At 63.3% G+C, this 19571-nt stretch carries 20 protein-coding genes and 2 pseudogenes; 15 read left to right on the top strand and 7 right to left on the bottom strand.

Annotation, left to right across the window (positions count from 1 at the left end):
• Position 1: 1 nt before the first annotated feature.
• The 5 genes from ACJ512_RS11705 to ACJ512_RS11685 form a co-directional block, all read right to left on the bottom strand.
• Positions 2-574, bottom strand: a complete 573-nt coding sequence (locus tag ACJ512_RS11705; RefSeq protein WP_407688695.1) for a histidine phosphatase family protein — start codon at positions 572-574, stop codon at positions 2-4.
• An 87-nt stretch (positions 575-661) separates the two neighbouring features.
• The gene (locus ACJ512_RS11700) at positions 662-1591 is read right to left on the bottom strand and encodes a sulfotransferase domain-containing protein (protein WP_461480059.1); all 930 of its coding nucleotides are present in this window, start codon (positions 1589-1591) and stop codon (positions 662-664) included.
• A gap of 92 nt (positions 1592-1683) precedes the next feature.
• Positions 1684-2340 carry an adenylyl-sulfate kinase gene (cysC, locus tag ACJ512_RS11695; protein WP_407689450.1) on the bottom strand — a complete coding sequence of 219 codons (657 nt, stop codon included), beginning with the start codon at positions 2338-2340 and terminating at the stop codon, positions 1684-1686.
• 54 nt (positions 2341-2394) lie between these two features.
• Complete coding sequence (gene cysQ / locus ACJ512_RS11690; RefSeq protein ID WP_407689449.1) at positions 2395-3183, bottom strand: 3'(2'),5'-bisphosphate nucleotidase CysQ; 789 nt, start codon at positions 3181-3183, stop codon at positions 2395-2397.
• A 61-nt stretch (positions 3184-3244) separates the two neighbouring features.
• The gene (locus ACJ512_RS11685; RefSeq protein WP_407689451.1) at positions 3245-4675 is read right to left on the bottom strand and encodes an MFS transporter; all 1431 of its coding nucleotides are present in this window, start codon (positions 4673-4675) and stop codon (positions 3245-3247) included.
• A 1543-nt stretch (positions 4676-6218) separates the two neighbouring features.
• Here ACJ512_RS11685 and ACJ512_RS11680 point away from each other — a divergent pair.
• From ACJ512_RS11680 to ACJ512_RS11655, 6 genes and pseudogenes are all read left to right on the top strand, one after another.
• Positions 6219-7673, top strand: coding sequence for an MFS transporter (locus ACJ512_RS11680; RefSeq protein WP_407689448.1), 1455 nt, complete (start codon positions 6219-6221; stop codon positions 7671-7673).
• A 315-nt stretch (positions 7674-7988) separates the two neighbouring features.
• A complete protein-coding gene (locus tag ACJ512_RS11675) occupies positions 7989-8915 on the top strand; it encodes a sulfotransferase domain-containing protein (protein WP_407689447.1) in 927 nt (308 codons plus the stop codon).
• A gap of 32 nt (positions 8916-8947) precedes the next feature.
• A complete protein-coding gene (locus tag ACJ512_RS11670; protein WP_407689446.1) occupies positions 8948-9337 on the top strand; it encodes a PE family protein in 390 nt (129 codons plus the stop codon).
• 128 nt (positions 9338-9465) lie between these two features.
• A complete protein-coding gene (locus ACJ512_RS11665) occupies positions 9466-10863 on the top strand; it encodes an IS1380 family transposase (RefSeq protein WP_461479977.1) in 1398 nt (465 codons plus the stop codon).
• An 842-nt stretch (positions 10864-11705) separates the two neighbouring features.
• Complete coding sequence (locus ACJ512_RS11660; protein WP_407689692.1) at positions 11706-12164, top strand: universal stress protein; 459 nt, start codon at positions 11706-11708, stop codon at positions 12162-12164.
• Positions 12165-12237: 73 nt separating this feature from the next.
• A pseudogene (locus ACJ512_RS11655) lies at positions 12238-12554 on the top strand (FHA domain-containing protein); the annotation flags it as partial.
• A gap of 288 nt (positions 12555-12842) precedes the next feature.
• On the opposite strand, the pseudogene ACJ512_RS11650 reads toward ACJ512_RS11655, so the two are convergent.
• Positions 12843-13055, bottom strand: a pseudogene (locus ACJ512_RS11650) (hypothetical protein); the annotation flags it as partial.
• A gap of 881 nt (positions 13056-13936) precedes the next feature.
• On the opposite strand from ACJ512_RS11650, the gene ACJ512_RS11645 reads away from it, so the two are divergent.
• The 9 genes from ACJ512_RS11645 (at position 13937) to ACJ512_RS11605 (ending at position 19107) form a co-directional block, all read left to right on the top strand.
• Positions 13937-14287, top strand: a complete 351-nt coding sequence (locus ACJ512_RS11645) for a hypothetical protein (protein WP_407689694.1) — start codon at positions 13937-13939, stop codon at positions 14285-14287.
• Between the two features lie 21 nt (positions 14288-14308).
• Positions 14309-14980, top strand: coding sequence for an adenylyl-sulfate kinase (gene cysC / locus ACJ512_RS11640; RefSeq protein ID WP_407689695.1), 672 nt, complete (start codon positions 14309-14311; stop codon positions 14978-14980).
• A gap of 71 nt (positions 14981-15051) precedes the next feature.
• A complete protein-coding gene (locus ACJ512_RS11635) occupies positions 15052-15981 on the top strand; it encodes a sulfotransferase domain-containing protein (protein WP_461480058.1) in 930 nt (309 codons plus the stop codon).
• Positions 15982-16075: 94 nt separating this feature from the next.
• Positions 16076-16498, top strand: coding sequence for a PE family protein (locus tag ACJ512_RS11630; protein WP_407689423.1), 423 nt, complete (start codon positions 16076-16078; stop codon positions 16496-16498).
• A gap of 132 nt (positions 16499-16630) precedes the next feature.
• Entirely contained in the window at positions 16631-17896 is a 1266-nt protein-coding gene (sat, locus tag ACJ512_RS11625) for a sulfate adenylyltransferase (RefSeq protein WP_407689422.1), read from the top strand.
• Positions 17893-18207 (top strand): DUF6955 family protein, encoded by a 315-nt coding sequence (locus tag ACJ512_RS11620; RefSeq protein WP_407689421.1) that lies wholly within the window; start codon positions 17893-17895, stop codon positions 18205-18207. The genes sat and ACJ512_RS11620 overlap by 4 nt, the downstream gene beginning before the upstream one ends.
• Before the next feature lie 46 nt (positions 18208-18253).
• On the top strand, positions 18254-18538 hold the full coding sequence (locus ACJ512_RS11615) for a DUF211 domain-containing protein (protein WP_407689420.1): 285 nt from the start codon (positions 18254-18256) through the stop codon (positions 18536-18538).
• The gene (locus ACJ512_RS11610) at positions 18535-18951 is read left to right on the top strand and encodes a hypothetical protein (protein ID WP_407689419.1); all 417 of its coding nucleotides are present in this window, start codon (positions 18535-18537) and stop codon (positions 18949-18951) included. Before ACJ512_RS11615 ends, ACJ512_RS11610 begins: the two co-directional genes overlap by 4 nt.
• A 24-nt stretch (positions 18952-18975) precedes the next feature.
• Entirely contained in the window at positions 18976-19107 is a 132-nt protein-coding gene (locus ACJ512_RS11605; RefSeq protein WP_407689418.1) for a hypothetical protein, read from the top strand.
• A gap of 119 nt (positions 19108-19226) precedes the next feature.
• On the opposite strand, the gene ACJ512_RS11600 is transcribed toward ACJ512_RS11605, so the two are convergent.
• Positions 19227-19559, bottom strand: coding sequence for a DUF732 domain-containing protein (locus ACJ512_RS11600; protein WP_407689417.1), 333 nt, complete (start codon positions 19557-19559; stop codon positions 19227-19229).
• Between the last annotated feature and the right edge of the window lie 12 nt (positions 19560-19571).

Below are 19571 nucleotides of genomic sequence, written 5' to 3'. Positions count from 1 at the left end.
CTCACTCAGCCACCTGGTCGTAGGCGTCGACGCGCCACGTTCCGTCAACCAGGCTGAGCTGATTCCAACAAGCGGTCCGCTGGCGAACTCGAACAAGGGAGGGATCCAGCTGTTCGAGCAAGGCCTGATTGAACGCGTCGTGGGAAACCAGGACGATCGGGCCGGGGGCAAGTTCGTCGACGAGTTCGAAGAACGCCTTCTTGGCGCGCTCGGCCACCGCCGCACGCGGCTCGACTCCCGGCGCCGAATCGACGCTGCCGTACTGCTCTTCGACTTCGGCGCGAGGGTGCCCGGTCATGGGTCCGTAGTCGCGGTCGTTCAGCCGCAGATCGACGCTGGCCGGGACACCTGCGGCCGCAGCGATCGCCTCAGCCGTGGACACCGCTCGCTGCAGCGGGCTGGACACGACCGCCGTGGGACCTTTGGCGGCCAGCACCTGCGCCAGCCGCGCCACCTCGGCAAGGCCGACTTCGTCCAGTGGCGGATCGCTCAGCCCACGCAGTCGCCCCTCGGCGTTGAAAGCAGTGCGGCCGTGGCGAGCGAGGTAAACGCGCGTCATCTTTGCTCCGGTCATTTCTCCTCCGTCCAGAGATGTTGGCCGTGGCGGCGTCGTGGAGCCGCCGGGCCCTGGGCCTGCATTACCCGAAATTCGCGGAGTAGCTCACTTGTGGGCGCTGCCGACCTCCAGCCACCGGGCGCATTCGTCGCCGAGTTTGTCGAGGGCTTTGCGGTCGAAGCGCTCGATCTGCTCGTCGCTCAACTCGGTGCGGAAGTCGCGCTTGGGCCCCTTGTCGAAGAAGGCCTTGGCGCTGGACATGTGCTCCCCACCGAAGGGCGCCATCTTCTCGGCCCGCCCGCTCATGTACTCGAACGAGCAGTGCTCGACGATGGCGTCCATGCGCAGCGACGCGGGGTCGACGGACAAGAACTCCGCGATCCGCGCAATCTGGCCCCGCAAATCGTTTTTGAGATCGTTGTAGTGCACCAGCAGGACGTTCGGTTCGTCCTTGAGCCGCCACCACGACGCCATGACGTCGAACAGGTCACAGCACTGGTACCCGTCGGTGTCCAGCCACACATCGAAGAACTCCCGCATGTCCGGCGGGATCACCAGCGGAGTCGGGTCACCGGACCACTCGGCGTGAATCCGGTTGATCTGCTCCATGGTCGCCGGGGAGAAGTTGTACAGATAGTTGTGGAAGCTGATCCCCAGGTCTTTCCCGTTGCGCCCGACGAACACGTAGTGGGCTTCCGGGGCGATCGGCAGGGCGTCCGCGGGCAGGTGCGACTTCATGACCCGGCGCGTGCCGGTCGCCCGCTGTTCCTTGAGCGTCTTGAGCATCTCGGCATGGTCGCCCCAGCTGGAATCCAGCCACGGAGAAGTGTCGGAGAGCCCGGCGTCGTGCTCCTCACCGTTGCTCAAAATCTGCTGCAGGATCCGCTGGGTCCAGGTGGTGCCGGCCTTGAACGGGTCGGCAACCACGACATCCCTGTCGACGAAACCGCCCTGGTCCAAAAAGTCTTGCCACACCGTCGAATCCGACAGATAGTCGCGCAGCACCCTGGTCGGTGCGAGCAATTCGTTTGTCACGGAAGTCCGCCTTTCTTGTCGTCATCGCCCGCGGGGTCTCTGCTGAGACACGCCTGGCTTTCCATTGCAGCCCTCACCCCGACCACTTCACGTCATGCCTGTGCCGGTATGACGCCCACCTTTTCGAGATATGCGATCACTTCCTCGGCCAGCGCATCGGCACTCTTGACGGCGCCGTCGAGCCTCAGTTCGGGCTTGAGTGGGGCCTCGTAGGGGTCGTCGATTCCGGTGAAGCCTTTGATCTGGCCGGCCCGAACCTTCTTGTACAACCCTTTCGGATCGCGCTGTTCACATACCTCGATCGGGGTGTCGACGAAAATCTCGATGAAGTCGTTTTCGTCGAGAGTCGCGCGGACGCGGTCGCGATCACGCCGATACGGGCTGATGAACGCGGTCAAGGTGATGATTCCGGCTCCGCAGAACAGTTTCGCAACGGCGCCGATCCTGCGAATATTCTCCTCGCGGTCGTCGGCCGAGAAGCCCAAGCCGAAGCGCGCGGCAAATTCTTTGCCGTGCATTTTCTCGAGGATATCCGGACCGGCGTTGAGTCCGTAGCGCACATTATCTCCGTCGAGCATGTAGCTTCGTGCAGCGCGTTCGTACAATTTACGGTCCACCAGATTTGCGATTGTGCTCTTGCCGCTGGCACTCAATCCGGTGAGCCAGATCACACAACCCCGGTGGCCATTCAGTTTTTCCCGTTCACCCCGACTCACACTGTGCTCGTGCCAGGTAATGTCATTGCCCATTGAAGCGAGTCCTTTCTCGGAACAGCCAAGCCGACAAGTGGGATGATGCAGCGTTCATTTGAAGCCGATGACGAAGGTCTCGTTTCTCAACGACGGCTTGTTGTAGGTGAACGATGTGCTGCGCCGGCCAAGACGAGCCGAGTTGCGATAAATGCAATCACCGGCCGCCACATCCCACTCCATTGTCGGGCCCATCCGCGGGTAGATGTCAGCGACCCCCTCGGCCACCAGGCAGAACTTGAGCGAGCTTCCTGCATGGATCCGCTTCTTGACGGGCAGGTCTTTCAGGTAGTTTTCCAGTTCGGCGGAAGGGTGAGAAGCACTCTCGACGACAACCAGCCCCTTGGCGAGATCCGGAACTTCTGAATAAATCCGCACCGGAGCGTGTTCGCCGTCCCGTTTCCAGCTCCCCTGTCCTTGTTCTGCGTAGTACAGCAAGTCTTTCGCCGGCGTATATATCACACCCAGCGCAGGCTCCAGTTCGTCCACGAGCGCGATATTAACGGTAAACTCATCGCTGCCTTTGATGAATTCTTTGGTGCCATCCAGAGGGTCTACCACCCAGAAACGCCGCCAATGTTTCCTCGCCTCGTAATCGACGGACCGGATTTCCTCGGAAATGATCGGAATATTCGGATTCAGCTTCTTCAGGTGTTCGGTGATGTGCCGATTGGCCGCCAAATCTGCATCTGTGACCGGCGAGGTGTCGTCGCCGTGGTCGCCTTTTTCTTTCACGTGCGGGTGCTGGCGGTGCTTGAGGATGACTTTCCCGGCCTCAACCGCGATGGCGATCACCTCGTCGAGGGACGGCATCGCGGAGTCGGCGGCTTCTCGTTGACTCATTGGATTGACGATCCTTTCTTTTCGGTGCTAGCAGCCGCGGGGCATATCGGGAATGCCCCTGTCAGCTGTCCTGGCCGGCCGGTGCGACGACGCCTTGATCCGCGTCCGCCGCGGCGGCGCCCAGCAGCCCCAGGCGTGGACGCACGTAGCGCGCCCACGCCAAGAACGCCGCGACGACATAGCTCAGCGTGAAGATCCACAGGGCCGGGGCGGCGGTGCCGGCCAGCTCATAGGATTGCCGTAGCACCACGTTGATCCCCATCCCGCCGAGCGCACCGAATGCGCCCGCAAACCCGATCAGCGCCGACGACCGGACCCGGGCCCAATCGCGGCGATCACTCTCCGGGAGGCCCAACCCGCGACTACGTTCCGCGAAGACCAGGGGAATGAGCTGGTAAACAGGCCCTTTGCCGGCACCGCAGAAGATGAACAGCGCAATGAAACCGATGATGTAACCGACCATCGTCAGCCCGGTCGCGGGCGCACCGGCACCGTGCGCGAGGTCCTGGTGGGTGCTGATGGCAGCCAGCCAACCGCCGGCCACGATAGCGCCGAGGAAGACGGTCAGTGCGACGCGGCCGCCACCGAAGCGGTCGCTGATCTTGCCGCCGGCGATGCGCGCCAAGGACCCCAACAAAGGCCCGATGAACGCGATCTCGGCAGCATGCAGGGATGCCTGCCCGGGACTTTGCCCGGCCGCCAGGAAGTTGTGGTTCAGCAGTTGCCCGAAGGCGAACGCGAAACCCAGAAATGAGCCCGACGCGCACAAGTAGAGGAAACAGAGGATCCAGGTGTCGGACACCGGAAGAATCGCGCGCAAGTTGTTCAACGACAGTCCGGAGCGGTGCGCGACGAAGTTGTCCATGAAGAGCGCCGCACCGGCACCGCCGACGGCCAGCAGACAAAGATAGATCGCGCACACCCAGTAGGGCGCCATATGGCCTGCCACGGCCAGGACCACCAGCCCGACCATTTGGATGGCCGCCGACCCGAGATTGGCCATGCCGCCCGTCAGGCCCAGCACCGCACCCTTGAGCCGTTGGGGATACAGGCCGTCGACCTTGGCCAGCGATGCCGAGTAGTTGCCGCCGCCCAACCCGGTCAAGGCCGCGCACGCGAGGTACGGCCACAGCGGCAGGCCCGGGTGCGCCAGCAACCAGATAGTTCCGGCGGTGGGGATCACGAGCACAAACGACGAAAACGTCGTCCAGGTGCGCCCCCCGAACCAATTGGCCGCCATGGAATAAGGGATACGCACCACAGCGCCGACCAACGAGGCCGCCGCGGCTATGAGGAGCTTGTCTCCGGTCGAGAACCCGTAGACGGAGACCGGCATAAAAAGCACCATCACCGACCACAGATACCAGACCGAAAATGTGACGTGCACGTTGACGACGAGCCAGAACAGATTTCGCCGAGCGATGGCATGGTTGCCGGCATCCCAGGCCGCTTCGTCCTGGGGGTTCCATTCGGAGATGCGCGAACGCACCATCGCCATTGCACCTTTCTTGAGAACTACCTGAGGGGCGAACAGCTCATCGCGCTGTGCCGACAGACACCTGCGCCGGCCGCGCCGGACCTCTGGCTCACTTGTCACACGCATACCCGGGAACGCCGCAGCCAAATCGGGCAATAGTCAACTACGCTTGCCCGCAAGCGGTTAGCGCCGCCCGCGCCGAGGAACTAGCCCGGCTTCAGCACCCGCCCCGAGGACGCGCTGAGCGGCTCAGCGCCCTTGCCACCGGGCGCCGCTCCGCCCCGCGGGCTGACGTGCAGCGCCGGCAGCACGAGACCCGGACAACGCCCTCCTCCATACCACGGGCGCGCGTCGGCGCGGCTCTTCCTCGAACGTCGCAACAGCGCGAGGCCATGCCTGTGCCGAAACACGCTGCGGGCGAAGAGATGTCGAACGGCCATGTAGTCTCCTCTGCGTCGCCCTCGGCTCCGGTCGCGGCTGCCGAGCACTATCTGTTTCGCAGGAACCATTGGCCGTCTTGTTAAGACGTGCAGTTAAGGCGGGTCCCACCGCCCGTGAGCTTCGACGCCAAGCGTGCGCGCCCACTTAAAATCACTCTGAACCTATTACTTGACCGTAGCATCTCCACGCCGGCACTCCGAGAGATTCTCGGCGATATACAGCGGATGTCCAGCCTGCCCTGTCGGGATGCTCGCCGACGCGGCCGACGCGGCACCTCTGTTTTGCAGGCGCTGCACGTCCGTGTCGGACCCCGCCGCCAGAATCTTGACCCACATCCTCACCGGGGGAGCGTGTTGCGGCCGGCCGGCGTGCGCGATCCGTTGTCCCACGAGGTCGTCGGCTCGCGGCGCAGTTCCGCCCGTGCCCGCGGCCTACCCGGTCCTGGCGCGTCCAAGGATTTCCGGTTGCTTGGCCAGCCCACGGGCCAGCTGGGCGATCACCCGCCCCGCACCGACCCCGGGCACAACCCGCACGCCGCGGACACGCAATTGCGGCGCAGGCTTCCTCGGTTGCGAACCGCATCTGCCCGGCTTGCAACCGGTTTCGGTCCATGCGGATCGATCACGTCGCCGCCGCCCTCGTCCGCGCAACAGGGGCACAGCTGCGCCGGGGATCGTCCGATCGCAGGTCCGCTTTCGTCGACCGGGCGAACCCCTGTGCCGGGGACCGTAACCTGGCAACTCGCTGTAAGTCGTTGGCGTCGGGCTTGTCAAACAGCGCACTTGAGCCCTACCGTAAGTTCATAGCGAAGTGGAACTATTAAGGGCGTTTTCACCAAACCTTAACTCGCCCTGGCGGTGGGGCTCGCCACAACCGTCCATCGCGTGAGTGATGGCCAACGGTCCCTGCGTAAATCGGACAGATCTTTGCTGGACGAGCGTCCGGCAAGGGCCGACGCGGAGGAACGCACGTGGCTGTTCACCTTGTATCGATGCTTGTCCTGGAGGCTTTTGCCCGGGCAATTCGCGCCCAGGGCGATCCCTGCGTCCAGGGTTTGCCTGCGCACAACGTCCTGCGCGACAAGCACGCCCGCGTATCTCGGGAAGGTATGTGACCCGTGCCAAGGTCCCGCATCGCTGATTGGAACCCGGACGACGCTGTCGCGTGGGCGGCGGGAAACAACGCGATAGCACGCCGCAATCTGCTCTGGCTGACAGTGAACGTGCATGTCGCATTCTCAGTCTGGTACCTCTGGTCGGTGATGGTGCTGTTGATGCCGCAGTCTGTCTACGGGTTCTCGACCGCCGACAAGCTGACGATCGACGCCGTCGCATCACTGGTCGGGGCGCTGGCGCGCATCCCGTATGCGTTGGCTGCCAATTGGTTTGGCGGGCGCACCTGGACGACGTTCTCCTCGCTGATACTGCTGGTTCCCACCGGCGGGGCCGTCGTGCTGTTGGCCCATCCCGGTCTGCCGTTGTGGCCATATCTTGTATGCGCCGCGTTCACCGGCTTGGGCGGCGGTAACTACTCGGCGTCGCTGGCCAAAGCCGACGGCTTATATCCGCGGCGGCTCAAAGGTTTTGCGCTGGGGTTGGCCGGCGGGATGGCCAACCTCGGGTCGGCAACCGTCCAGATGTTGGGGTTGATCGCGTTGGCGGTCGCCGGCCACCGCGCGCCGTACTGGATCTGCGCGATATACCTGGTGTTGCTGGCCGTTGCCGGCGTCGGTGCGGCCATCTTCATGGATGATGTTGTCGCACATCGCGCCGGCATATCCCCGGCGAACTTGCGCGCAATTCTGCCGGTCCCCGACACGTGGTTACTCTCATTTCTCTACCTCTGCGCTTCGGGCTCGTTTCTGGGCTTCGCATTCGCGTTCGGCCAGGTGCTGGAGCACAACTTTGTCGCGGGCGGCCAAAGTCACGCGCAGGCGTCGTTGCATGCCGCCCAGATCGCTTTCATCGGTCCGTTGTTGGGTTCGGTCGCGCGCATCGCCGGGGGGCGGCTGAGCGACCGTTACGGGGGCGGCCGCGTTGCGTTCAGCGTATTTGTCGGCGCGATCGGCGCTGGCGGCGCTTTGGTGGCAATCAGCACCCACGCCGATCTCACCGATGGGCGCAGTGCCGCGACCGGGCCGACGATGATCGGCTATGCGGTCAGCTTCATCGCGCTCTTCATCTTCTGCGGCGCGGGCAAAGGGCCGGTCTACCAACTCATCCCGACCGTGTTCGAAGCGCGGAGCCGAAAACTGGGCCTCGACGAGGAGGACCGGCACAACTGGGCGCGGGTGCGGTCGTCATCGTTGATCGGGTTCGCCGGTGCCTTCGGCGCACTCGGCGGCATGGGAATCAACGTGACCCTGAGGCAATCGTATGCGAGCACCGGCACGGCAACACCCGCGTTGTGGTTCTTCGTGCTCTGCTACGTCATCGCCGCCGCCGTGGCGTGGGTGCGGTATGTGCGGCCGCAGAATCCACCCGTACCGCAAACCCATGCCGGCAAGGCGCCGCGCGCCGCCGCCATCGAGCAGGGCTCGTCGCCGGCGTTCGACGAGGCGGCGCAACATTGACTTGCGGCTGGCTTACGCCCTCCCAATTGTCATCGACAACCATAATCCGACCCCGTAAGCACACGTAACCATCACCACATTCGCCATGAGAAGGGAGCCCACGAACACACACTTAAAATCGTCATGAGCGAAACCATCGGCCGGCGTGAAAGACACATATCGGAGCAATCGGCACGATACCAGAAATGACAAGGACCCAGGAGCGTCAACCATCAAGTATTTTCCAGCTGATTGTGCGCAAAATTTTCTACAATTTTCGATGTTGTCGTCGATAACTCGTAGTCCGCTGCGTCACGAAGCCAAAGCCGAGCAACAATGATGCCGGATCTTGTTGCTCCCACTAAAATTGTGCGAGATTACCTCAATTATTCGCCGGTCTGGAACGATTTCCTCGGCCAGGGCGGTTTTGTTGAAGGCGACATCGTGGTCGCCGGCCCATTCAAGGCGGGTTCCCTGTGGATCCAACGGATCGTGCAGCAGATACTCAGCGACGCACGGAAAAAAGATGACAGGCTCTTCGAGACGACGCCGTGGCTCGACTCAAGCTGGGGCAACCACGCGCGGATGCTCGGTGTTCTTCGACAGCGCCGCACCGCCGGTTACCAACGCATCATCAAATCACACCTGCCCGCCGACGCGCTTCCGATCGCAGCCGAAGCCCGCTACATCTTCGTCGGCCGTAACGGCAAAGACGTGGGAGTCAGTTTTCATGACTACCTCTCCAAATTTTCCGCATCGACAATCGAGGACATCAATAGGATCTATGCCACCTGGTCCGCCCACCCGACCCCCTTGGTTATTCCTCACTATGCACAGCAGTTCTTCGGCCTGTGGCTGGACACCAACGGGTACGGCTGCTGCGACATTTTCGACATCATGTCCTCATGGTGGAAGCTGAAGGACACGCCCAACGTACTCCTGATCCACTACCAGAACCTCACGGAAGATTTGCCCGGACAAATCAAGCGGGTGGCGGATTTTCTTTCTCTCGACCTCGAGTCGACACGGATGAACGCCATTGTTCAAAATTGCTCGTTCGGACGCGTGAGTGGCCGCGTCGAGAAGACGGCCATGGTCGGTGCCGAACGCATATCCAGCACTACCCGTATTCCTGGCGACCACGCCAGGCGGCCCTCTGGCGCCGAATTGCCCCCGCCGCTCATCGAACGTTTCGATCGCATCGCGTTGCAGAAGCTGGGCACCGAGTGTGCGCAGTGGTTGGAAGCAGGCCGAAATGGTTGAACTCAAAAGCGCTACCGAGGTTAGGAGTGCAGATGTCACAAACGCCACAAACCGGAATGCCGGGGGCTGCGCCGGGTGACCCGGCGAACAGCACCACCGACTGCACCCAGGAAGCCGGCGACAAGCCCCCACCCATCCAGCAATCCCCGACCGCAGACCAGGTGTTGTCGCGCTTGGCCGCAATACAATTGGACACCTACGCGCAGACCGTCCGGGCGCTTCACGCTCCGAAAATCGTGCCACCGCCAGCCGGAGACCACGTATCGGCACTGACCGCAGCACGGTTCGGCGCCCACGCACAGATGCTGGAGGCGATCAGCACCCGGTTCGCCGAAGCGCACGAAGCCTTGCTCAAAAGCCTTGCAGAAATTGCCAATTCTGGCACTGCCGATAGTCCCGGCGACACCGGCCCGACGACTTAGGGAACCTTAGCCCGGATTTTTCGCGGAATGCCGACGTAGCTGTGTGTTGATGCGCGAAAGTGCCTGTCCTGCAACGCATAATGGGAATTCTCTAGGTTTCCATATGGCGAGCGGAAGGCACTTCGCACGTGAAGGGTATCGCGGTGGCGCGGCGGGTGAAAGTATCGGCGGACGGTCGCGGGGTGGTGTCGCACGCCGGGATGGGGCTGTTGCGGGAACTGGCCGATCTGACCGGGTTATCCGCGCAGGTCACGGCGGTGTTGGCCGATACTTACAAGGGGCCGTGGACCTATGCCCCGGGTGCGGTGTTCGCCGATCTTGCCGCGGCGGTAGCCGACGGGGCGGACTGCATCGACGGGGTCGGCCAGTTGTGTGGAGATCGCGAGCATGCGTTCGGGGCCAAGGCCTCGACAACGACGATGTGGCGGCTCGTTGACCATCGCATCGATGCCGCGCACCTGCCGAAGGTTCGCACCGCGCGGGCATCGGCGCGGGCGGCGGCCTGGGCGGCCGGGGCCGCGCCCCCGGCGGGTGTGCCGCTGTACATCGACATCGACGCCACGCTGGTCATCGACCATTCCGACAACAAGGCGCAGGCGGCCCCGACGTGGAAGAAGTCGTTCGGCCATCACCCGCTGCTGGCGTTTCTGGACCGCCCGCAGATCGCCGGCGGTGAGGCCCTGGCCGGGCTGCTGCGCAAAGGCAACGCCGGATCCAACACCGCCGCCGATCACATCACGGTCCTTCAGCAGGCTTTGGATTCGCTGCCGGCAGATTGGCGTCCCGGCCCGCAGAACCCGGCCGCGCCGGCGGTGGTGGTGCGCTCAGATTCCGCCGGAGCCACCCACAAGTTTGCCCAGGCCTGCCGCGATCACGGGGTCGGGTTCTCCTTCGGGTTTCCCGTCGATGCCCGGGTCCAGGACGCCGTGGACACCCTCAACCTCGGCGATGGCTGGTATCCGGGGATCGACTCCGATGGGCAGATCCGTGACGGGGCGTGGGTGGCCGAGGCCACCGGCCTGGTCACGCTGTCGAGCTGGCCTGCCGGGACCCGGCTGGTGCTGCGCAAAGAACGCCCACACCCCGGGGCGCAGCTGCGCTTCACCGACATCGACGGCATGCGGGTGACCGCCTTCATCACCGACACCCCACCGGGGATGGTTCCCGGGCAGCTGGCCGGTCTGGAACTGCGCCACCGCCAACACGCCCGCGTCGAGGACCGCATCCGCGAAGCCAAAGCCGCCGGCCTGGCCAACCTGCCCTGTCATGATTTCCAGTCCAACGCCGCCTGGCTCGAAATCGTCCTGGCCGCCGCCGATCTGGTCGCCTGGGCCCAACTGATCGGATTCACCGACGCCCCGCAGCTGGCCCGCTGCGAGATCACCGCCTTCCGCTACCGGGTCCTACACGTCGCGGCCCGCATCACCCGCAGCGCCCGCCAACTACGGCTGCGCATCGACGCGACCTGGCGCTGGGCCGGCGCCATCGCAACCGCCTGGCAACGCATCCGCGCCGCCTTCCCCTGACCACCGCAAACCCGCCCCGACGACCCGAAAGACCCACCGGCCATAGGAAAGCCCGCCCACCCCGGCGACACGGGACGGCCAAACACACCCCAAGTCCAAAATGCGCTATCGCTCAGCGATCTTCATGGCTCAGCACCCCCGAACCCCACCAGTGCGAAAAATCGAGGTTAGGGAACAAGGCCGTGTATTTCCGATCCTTACTTTCGGCGTTCAGCGCCACCCGGATGCATCCCAGGCCAGAAACGTCTCAACGAGCAGGCGATTTTGCGGGGTGAACGCATCCAGTGCTGCACACCTCACCCGCGCCGGGCCCGCGCGGGCTGAGCCGGCAGTGCCGCAAACCCGCTCGGACAGCCTCAGCCGCCTCGGCGCCACCGACACCCGACGAAACCTCGACGCCCATGGTCGACGGCGCGACCGGGGCTGTCCACAACCGGACGGTGTGAACATCGCCCGGTCGGTCGCCTCGACGAGGCGCCGGCAAATCGACATCCCGGGAAAGTGCCCCTCAACCCGCCCCGGCCGGACGGTGGCGGCCGCGCGAGCGATCTGTACCGCCACCGTCGATGACGGGCCCGGCGGCCGCGATCATGGACCTGGTACTGCGGTTGTCCGCCACGGGTTCGAGAGCCGGCACGGCCGTAGGGCCTTCGGAGTGCTGCCTCAATTCATCTCGGGGCCAATTGCTTTAACATTCTGGAAGGCGGCAGCACGTTGCACTCAGGTCGGTCCGGCCGGTGGAGTGCGGCGGGCAGACACCTACGATCGGGTACCGAAGGCATCTCTGGCCGCATTGGCCGAGCATGCGATCAGGAATATCTCCACCGAAAAGGAGTCGATCAATGAACCAAGCCCGCTCAGCCATCGTGGTTGGCGTCGACGGATCACCGGGCAGCGAGGGCGCGCTGCGATGGGCGGCCAAACAGGCCCAACTCACTGGTGCCGAACTGCACGCCATCACAAGTTGGCAAACGCCATCCGCGTACGGCTATTACGTCGACTATTCCGACGCCGACGCGGCCGCCGAGGCGCAAAAGACACTCGAACAGGTGATCAGCAAGTCGCTCGGCACTCCTCCTTCGGTACCTGTCGTTACCAGCGTGGTGAAGGGGCAGCCTGCCGAGGTACTCGTCGAGGCCTCTCGATCAGCCGAGTTGCTTGTCGTGGGCAGTCGCGGGCGCGGCGCGTTCACCGCAATGCTGTTGGGGTCCGTCAGCCAACACTGTGTGCAACACGCGGCCTGCACCGTCGTGGTGGTCCGACCCCTCCAGAAGACGGACACGCGGCAGGGCACTGAGTGACAACGCGTCACGTGCGCGCGCCTGCCGCCGCGCTCCCCTTTCCCGGGTCGCTTGCCTTCACGCCGGGGGCGCGATGACAGTGCAGGCCGGACCCATATTGACCGTGTGCTCCGGCGCGGCCAAGGCTACATTCGCCCCCCGGTCACGATGTCGTCGTCGGGCGGGATCTTCGGGCGGATATGCGCCTAACGGACCCGCTGATAATCGCGGGCGCATTTGGTGCTGCGCTTCAGCCATGGCAGATGGGTGGCGATCGACAACGATTCACTGAACGGGACTTTCGTCGACGGGCGGCGGTCGACGGTTGTCGAGATCCAGGACGGACAGCGCATCAACCTGGGAGCCGTCAACGGGCCCATACTGCGGTTCGAGGTTGGGCGCCATCAAGGTCCAGGCGCAGGGATCATACGAATACTCACCAGAACATGGGTCGCCGGCATGGCGGCCCCATTCCGGCCCGCCCGGGCAGCAATCCGCACATTCAGGACTTCCCGCGCCGACGTCGAACGGACCATGGCCAGAACCGTCAGCGCCCGAAGACACACCGCCACTCGACTTTCCGCATGACTGGACGGCGCCGGGTGGGCGCAATCAGGGCATGGCGCATGCGGCACTTCCGTCCGACGGTGATCAGTTCCTGCGGGGGCTGGAAATTTCTGCGCTCAGCGTGGTGAGGGTACGCCGCCACCCATCGAGGGCGTTGCCGGCCAGATTGACCACGTGGACGGGGTCCATCCATCGCCGTTGCCGCCTCGGGCAGCTCTTCCGCAGCGGCACTTTTGCAGCCCGAAACGCCTGTCATGGAACAACTTCAGATCGACGCCGATACGCGTCGAACCGGGCCGGATCAGCGACGAGTACCCGCTCGCCTTCGGCGAGCACCTCGTTGTCTCCTTCGATTGACTTTGCTGATCGTTCGAAGGATCACGCGGTGACCGCCCTCTACCGGGTTACGACACGCCCCCACCGGACCTACCGGCTCATACACCACGCCCCTGGACGTAACTTCCCCCGCTGCCGGTGTCCGCGACGTACACCTGGGGAGCGGAAGCCACGCGCTGCCACGTCGAGCGCGACTTCCCGCGGGAAGCTGGAAACTTCCTGTGCATAGACGAAATGCCTTGCCTCGACCCGCAGCTGATCGGTATTGTCAAGGTATTCGTTCAGCGAAATTTTAACCTGGACGAATGACTGTGTCGGCCGATATCGGTCACACGTCTTGGCGGTGGGGCTCGCCACAATCGCTCGTCGTTCATCGGCGGCCAACGGTCCCTTCGTAGGAGTTCAGTGCTTGGCTGGGCGATCGCCCGGCCGAAGACGACACGAAGGGATTCTGAACAGGCCGTGGACATTCTTCACTAAACGAGTACGTGCACCGTCCGGCAGTCGATCGCCGGGATGGACGTCACGACATCGACCGACATTCAAAAGCGTACTCCGACGGTGCCCACTTCGGTTGGTAGCCAGTGGTTTTACCTCCCGCGACCCTGTGTCGCGACCAGCGGCCCAATGACCAACGGCCGTGCTTGCCCCGTTGTCGTCAGGTTATTGACGACCGACCGACCGTCCAACATCGACTACGAAAGATGCCTACCGCATGGCGCGTTCGCGCATATCGGAGTGGAATCCAGAAGACACCGCCACGTGGGCACGTGGTAACAACGCGATCACGCGTCGCAACCCGTTCTGTCCGGTCGTGAATGTGCATGGCGCGTCTTCAGTTTGGCCTTTGTGGTCGGTGATGGTGCTGTTCATGCCGTATCCCGTATGCATTGGCCGCCAACTGGTTTGGCCGCCGGACACGGATGACGATCTCGTCTTCGGTACTTCCGATGCCGACCGCGGATGCCATCGTCGTGTTGGCGCATCCCGGTTTACCGCTGTGGCCGCTTGTGTTGTGCGCGGCGTTGACGGGCCGGGGGGCCGGCAATCACTCGTCAGCGTTGACGAAGGCCGACGGTTTGTATCCGCAGCGGCGCAGGGGTTTTGCTCTGGGGTTCACCGGCGGGACGGCCAACCTCGGATCGGCGACGATCCACCTGGTCGGCCTTCTCGTGCTGGTGACCGTCGAGCACGAGACGCCCTATTGGGTGAAGGCCCGACGGCCAGGGGATGCCGTATGACGGACAGAAAGGAAATTCGACGTGGGCACGAACATCACTTGGCACGACCAGAGCGTTTCTCGAAGTGAGCGCGAGAAACTCAATGGCCACAAGGGCTGTGTGATCTGGTTCACCGGATTGAGCGCCAGCGGCAAAAGCACGGTGGCCAATACGGTGGATCGCAAACTGTACCAGCGCCGCATGAGCAGCTACTTGCTCGACGGCGACAACGTCCGTTACGGACTGAATGCCGGTCCGGACATATTGAAGAAGCTGCACGGCGACCATTTTTCCGAACGTTTCGGGCTGGGGTTCTCCGCGCAGGACCGCGAAGAGAATATCCGGCGCATCGGGGCGGTCGCGAAGTTGTTCTGCGACGCGGGCATCATCACGTTGACCGCATTCATCAGCCCCTACCGGCGCGATCGCGACCGGGTACGCGCCACCCTCAATGAGGGCGATTTCATCGAAATATTCGTCGACACCCCGATAGAGATCTGCGAACAGCGCGACCCGAAGGGACTCTACAAAAAAGTCCGGGCGGGAGAGATCAAGGGATTCACGGGCATCGACGATCCCTACGAGGCCCCCGCGAATCCCGAACTCCGCCTCGACGGCGGCGCCAAGTCGGCCGACACGTTGGCCGATGAGGTCATCGCTCACCTCGAAAAGGTCGGTGTCATTCCGGTGCTGACGCGGAGTGGAAGCCACTAGGAAGGGGGTGCCGCAATGAGCAAAGCATCCCGGATTTCACTCCTCGAGGTCCAACAGAAAGGCGGATTATCGTGAGCAAGCAGCTGATCGCGCCCACCCGGGTGCTGAGGGACTACCTGTCGGATTCCCGGGTGTGGCAGGACTTTCTGGACCAGGGCGGCTTCGTCGACAGGGATGTCGTGGTTGCCGACCCGTTCAAGGCCGGCACCACCTGGACCCAGCGGATCCTGCAGCAGATTTTGAGCAACGGTGAGGAGCACGACGCCGGGCTCTCCGACACTTCTCCGTGGCTGGATTCCAGCTGGGGCGACCATGCCGAGATGCTCGCGACGCTCAAGGAACAGCGGGCGACCGGCACGCGCCGGGTCATGAAGTCGCACCTGCCCGCGGATGCCCTGCCGATCGCGCCGGAAGCGCACTACGTGTTCGTCGGGCGCAACGGGAAAGACCTGGGGATCAGCTTCCACAACTATCTGTACAACTTCTCCCCGGCGACCATGGAGCAGATCAACCGGATTCACGCCGAGTGGTCCGGTGACCCGACTCCGCTGGTGATCCCGCCGGACATGCGGGAGTTCTTCGATGTGTGGCTGGACACCGACGGGTACCAGTGCTGTGACCTGTTCGACGTCATGGCGTCGTGGTGGCGGCTCAAGGACGAACCGAACGTCCTGCTGGTGCACTACAACGATCTCAAAAACGATTTGCGGGGCCAGATTGCGCGGATCGCGGAGTTCTTGTCCGTCGACCCCGCGTCGCTGCGCATGGACGCCATCGTCGAGCACTGCTCGTTCGAGTACATGAGCGGGCGGGCCGAGAAGATGGCGCCCTTCGGTGGGGAGCACATGTCCAGCGCCAAGGCTTTCTTCGACAAGGGGCCCAAGCGCGACTTCCGCACCGAGTTGAGCGACGAGCAGATCGAGCGCTTCGACCGCAAAGCCCTCGACAAACTCGGCGACGAATGCGCCCGGTGGCTGGAAAGCGGCGCGGGAGGCCAATAAGTGCGCACCCTCATCGCGATCACTCTCGGTCACGCGGGCATGCTCGACGCGGGCGAAGCCGATCGGAGTCATCCCCGAAGCAAGGTGTCCGCATTTGCAGCAACATCAACTCGTGCTCGAACGGGGAACGCGCGTGTCGTCGCCGCCTGATGCCGAAAAATCCGCCGCCGGCGCGAACACGTCGGGGCCGGATGCGCCCGAAAGCCCGCCAAACCCCGGCCATGGCGGCCAAGGGACGGAACGCTCCCTGGATGATCTCATGGCTACGCTGACTGCTCTGCAGCTGGAAAACTATGGGCAGGCACTTGGTGCCGTGGCCGCTCCGACACGAGTCGATCCCGCTGCCGGAGACGTGATCTCGATCCAGACCGCGGCTCGTTTCGGTACACACGCCGAGATGCTCGAAGCCGTGAGCAAACAATTCGCGGCGCAGCAACAGGCCTTACTACAACGCTTTGCCAATCTCGGAAATCCGGGGGAGGAAGCCGATTCGGACGGGGAGCGCACCAATGCATAAGCATCGTGTGCATCAGACTTGCCATGCTCCTGCGGCAGTTTTCAGACCCGCGCGGCGGGATCGGGTCGCCGCACGACGCACAGCCGTGTCATTACGCTTGTCTCAGTAGGTTCTCGAGAAAAGGTGATTTTTATGGATTTTGTTGGCCACAACGGCAAACCGATCGTTGATCGCGTATCGACAGCGGACGCGGCTGCCCGGATCAGGGGGCTGCGGCGCGTTCCGATCCCGAAAGCGCTTGCTCACGAAGTGATAAGCCTGTCGTACGGATTCTTCACCCCGCTGACCGGTTTCATGCGTCGCAGCGAGGTGGACGGCACTTTGAACGACATGGCGCTGCCCGATGGCACATTGTGGAGCATTCCGATCGTGTTCGACATGTCCAGCGAGGACATCGACAGATTCGACATCAGCGAGGGCATCGCCGTGGTCCTGGACTATATGGACGCGCCGATGGCCATCCTCGAGGTCGCCGAGATCTATGAGTATGACCGCGAGGAGATGGCCCAAAAGACTTACGGTACTACCGATTCGCGGCATCCTGGTGTCAAAAAGATGTTGGCATATCAGGACAGGTTCCTCGGCGGTGACATCACACTGATCAACGAGCCGGTGTTCAACGAGCCGTTCAAGCGTTTCTGGTTGACTCCCAAGGGCCACCGTCAGGCCGCGCAGCGAAACGGATGGCAGCACGTAGTGGCGCACCAGACCCGCAATGTGCCCCATACCGGCCACGAAGCGCTGATGAAACAGGCGTGGTTCGCCGCCAATGAGGATCTCCCCGTCGACACGTTGAAGACCGGCGTTCTGGTCAACGCGATCATGGGGCAAAAGCGGGTCGGGGACTATGTCGACGAGGCGATCCTGCTGGCGCAGAATGCGCTGCGCACAAGCGGATATTTCCGCGAGGACGTGCACATGGTGTCCTTCACGCTGTGGGACATGCGGTACGCCGGCCCGCGCGAGGCCATTTTTCACGCCATCTTGAGAACCAATCTGGGATGTTCCCACCACATGTTCGGCCGCGATCACGCGGGCGTCGGCGATTTCTACGGTCCCTATGACGCGCAGAACCTTCTGACGAAGTACCGGGACAAACTCTCGCTGAAGCCGGTCTTCCTGCGCGAGAACTGGTACAGCCCCGAGTGCGGAGACATCCAAAGTTCCTCCTTGTGCGGCTTTTCCGACACCGCTCAAAGCTTCAGCGGAAGTCTGATCAGAAGCATCCTGACCGACGAGGTCAAGCCCACGCGGATGGTCATGCGCCCAGAGGTTTTCGATGTCGTCATGGAAGCCGCCGCGAAATACGGCCAGGGTTCGCCGTTCGTCAACGACGAATACCTCAAGAAACGCTTGCCCATCTTCAACCTGTCACCACTGGAGGAACTTGACGCATGAGCACCACCGACGCCACCGTGAAGATCAACGTCTGGATCAACGACGAACGCCTGAATGCACTGGAACAAGCCGGACTGGCGTCGTTGGCGGAGGAGGCCTTCGCCGGGATGAAAGTCATGCCCATCTACGCCACCCAGGGGCAAAAAGACCGCATCCTGGGGCAGTACAAATCGGCCAAATACGACTCGGCCACCACTCGCTCCATCGAGTTGCTCCCCAAAGACGCCAAAGACAGGTTGCTGCGGCTGTCCATCGACATGCACTCGAACGGGCCAGAAATAGTCGACCGCTTCCTCGCGGAAGCCGAATAAGCCCGTTGAGCCATCAAAGATCAACGGCCGCAGAGAACCTGAGCCGATGAACATTCGCCGCATGCAGTTAGACGTCGACAAGGCCATCGCTCGACCCGATCTGGTGGAGTTGGCCGCCGCGATCGACGGCGTCACCGGCGTGGAGGCATGCAACATCACTGTGTCGGAAATCGATCTGGAGACAGTCGGACTCCAAGTCACCGTGGAAGGCGGCTCCATCGACGCGAAACAGTTGATCCGGATGATAGAGAAGGCCGGTGCGGCAGTGCACAGCATCGACGAGATCGTGGTCGGAGATCGGATCGTCGAGCGCGTACCCAGAGCCCGGTGATCGTCGCGCGTGCGGTTGAAACTTTGAAAAAGGAAAACCTGCGCTCATCGGGCAGGTTCGTATTCGCGACTGCGCTGGGCGTCTCGGACGGCATTCTCAATGCGCTCACCCTGGCAGCCGCTGCGGTTCTGCGCGGCGGGGGCTTGAACCTCGGCATCAGCATCCGGGTCGGCATCGTCGCCTTCACATCGTCGGTGCTCACGGTCTTCGTCGCCGAATACACCCAGAACCGCAGTGAACTGATGCGCGCCGAGAAGCAGTTGATGTTCACCAAGTCTGGTCGGCTTGCGGCAACGGCCCTGGGGCGGCTGGTGTTCAGCGAATCAGCCGCCACAGCAGCGGTCGCGGGGTTGGCGAGTTTCGCCGGAGCCGCGCTGCCGTTGGTCATCGGCACGTTGCTTCCGGACGTGTAATGGGTTGCGGTTCTGGCTTCCGCGGTGATTCTGGGTGGTCTCGGCGCGGTGCTGGCCGGGCATGTCGGTGGTCGGCGGTCCGTCTGGGTGCTGGGCCTTGTCGGCACCGGCGTTGCCGGGACGCTGATCGGGCTGAAAGTCGACCTGGTGCCCTGACCTCGGATTCAAGGCCGGCGTTTCAGCGCAGCCGTGACGATGCCCGCGCAAGCGGCCGTTGGCGGGTGCGCCGGCGGCACGGGGTGCCGATACTTTCGTGGCCGGGCAGCCTGCGTGGACTACAAATGGGTCTGCTCGTGTGCCCAATCCATCACAGTCTGGTACTGGTCGGGGCAAAGTTCATGGGCGGCCGCCCCGATGATGACGCCGGCGTGCCGACGTCTGAAGCCCCCAGCGTCTTCGAGAACCGTCAAGACCTCGGGCACCGAGTCGCCTGCGCGCAACTTGTCACACACGGTGTACCCCCAGCTCAGAGCGTCCCGCGCCGACATGTGGCTGACCTGCGCCTTATCCAGGCGGGCGAGGTATTCCGACTCGTCGGCGAAGGCGGACGGCGAAAAGCAGGTCGCGGCCAATGCGAGTCCGGCAAACGCGGCTGAGAACTTCAACACTCGGCGAACCCC

It is taken from the genome of Mycobacterium cajalii (genome assembly GCF_045809005.2).
Taxonomy (GTDB): domain Bacteria; phylum Actinomycetota; class Actinomycetes; order Mycobacteriales; family Mycobacteriaceae; genus Mycobacterium.
Note: the sequence above shows the minus strand (reverse complement) of the source record. Positions and strands in the feature narration are given on the sequence as shown.

Excerpts from the sequence above, each read along its gene's own strand:
- ACJ512_RS11705 (WP_407688695.1), bottom strand. The coding sequence starts at position 574 with ATGACCGGAGCAAAGATGACGCGCGTTTACCTCGCTCGCCACGGCCGC.
- cysC (WP_407689450.1), bottom strand. The coding sequence starts at position 2,340 with ATGGGCAATGACATTACCTGGCACGAGCACAGTGTGAGTCGGGGTGAA.
- cysQ (WP_407689449.1), bottom strand. The coding sequence starts at position 3,183 with ATGAGTCAACGAGAAGCCGCCGACTCCGCGATGCCGTCCCTCGACGAG.
- ACJ512_RS11685 (WP_407689451.1), bottom strand. The coding sequence starts at position 4,675 with ATGGTGCGTTCGCGCATCTCCGAATGGAACCCCCAGGACGAAGCGGCC.
- ACJ512_RS11675 (WP_407689447.1), top strand. The coding sequence starts at position 7,989 with ATGATGCCGGATCTTGTTGCTCCCACTAAAATTGTGCGAGATTACCTC.
- ACJ512_RS11670 (WP_407689446.1), top strand. The coding sequence starts at position 8,948 with ATGTCACAAACGCCACAAACCGGAATGCCGGGGGCTGCGCCGGGTGAC.
- ACJ512_RS11660 (WP_407689692.1), top strand. The coding sequence starts at position 11,706 with ATGAACCAAGCCCGCTCAGCCATCGTGGTTGGCGTCGACGGATCACCG.
- sat (WP_407689422.1), top strand. The coding sequence starts at position 16,631 with ATGGATTTTGTTGGCCACAACGGCAAACCGATCGTTGATCGCGTATCG.
- ACJ512_RS11620 (WP_407689421.1), top strand. The coding sequence starts at position 17,893 with ATGAGCACCACCGACGCCACCGTGAAGATCAACGTCTGGATCAACGAC.
- ACJ512_RS11615 (WP_407689420.1), top strand. The coding sequence starts at position 18,254 with ATGAACATTCGCCGCATGCAGTTAGACGTCGACAAGGCCATCGCTCGA.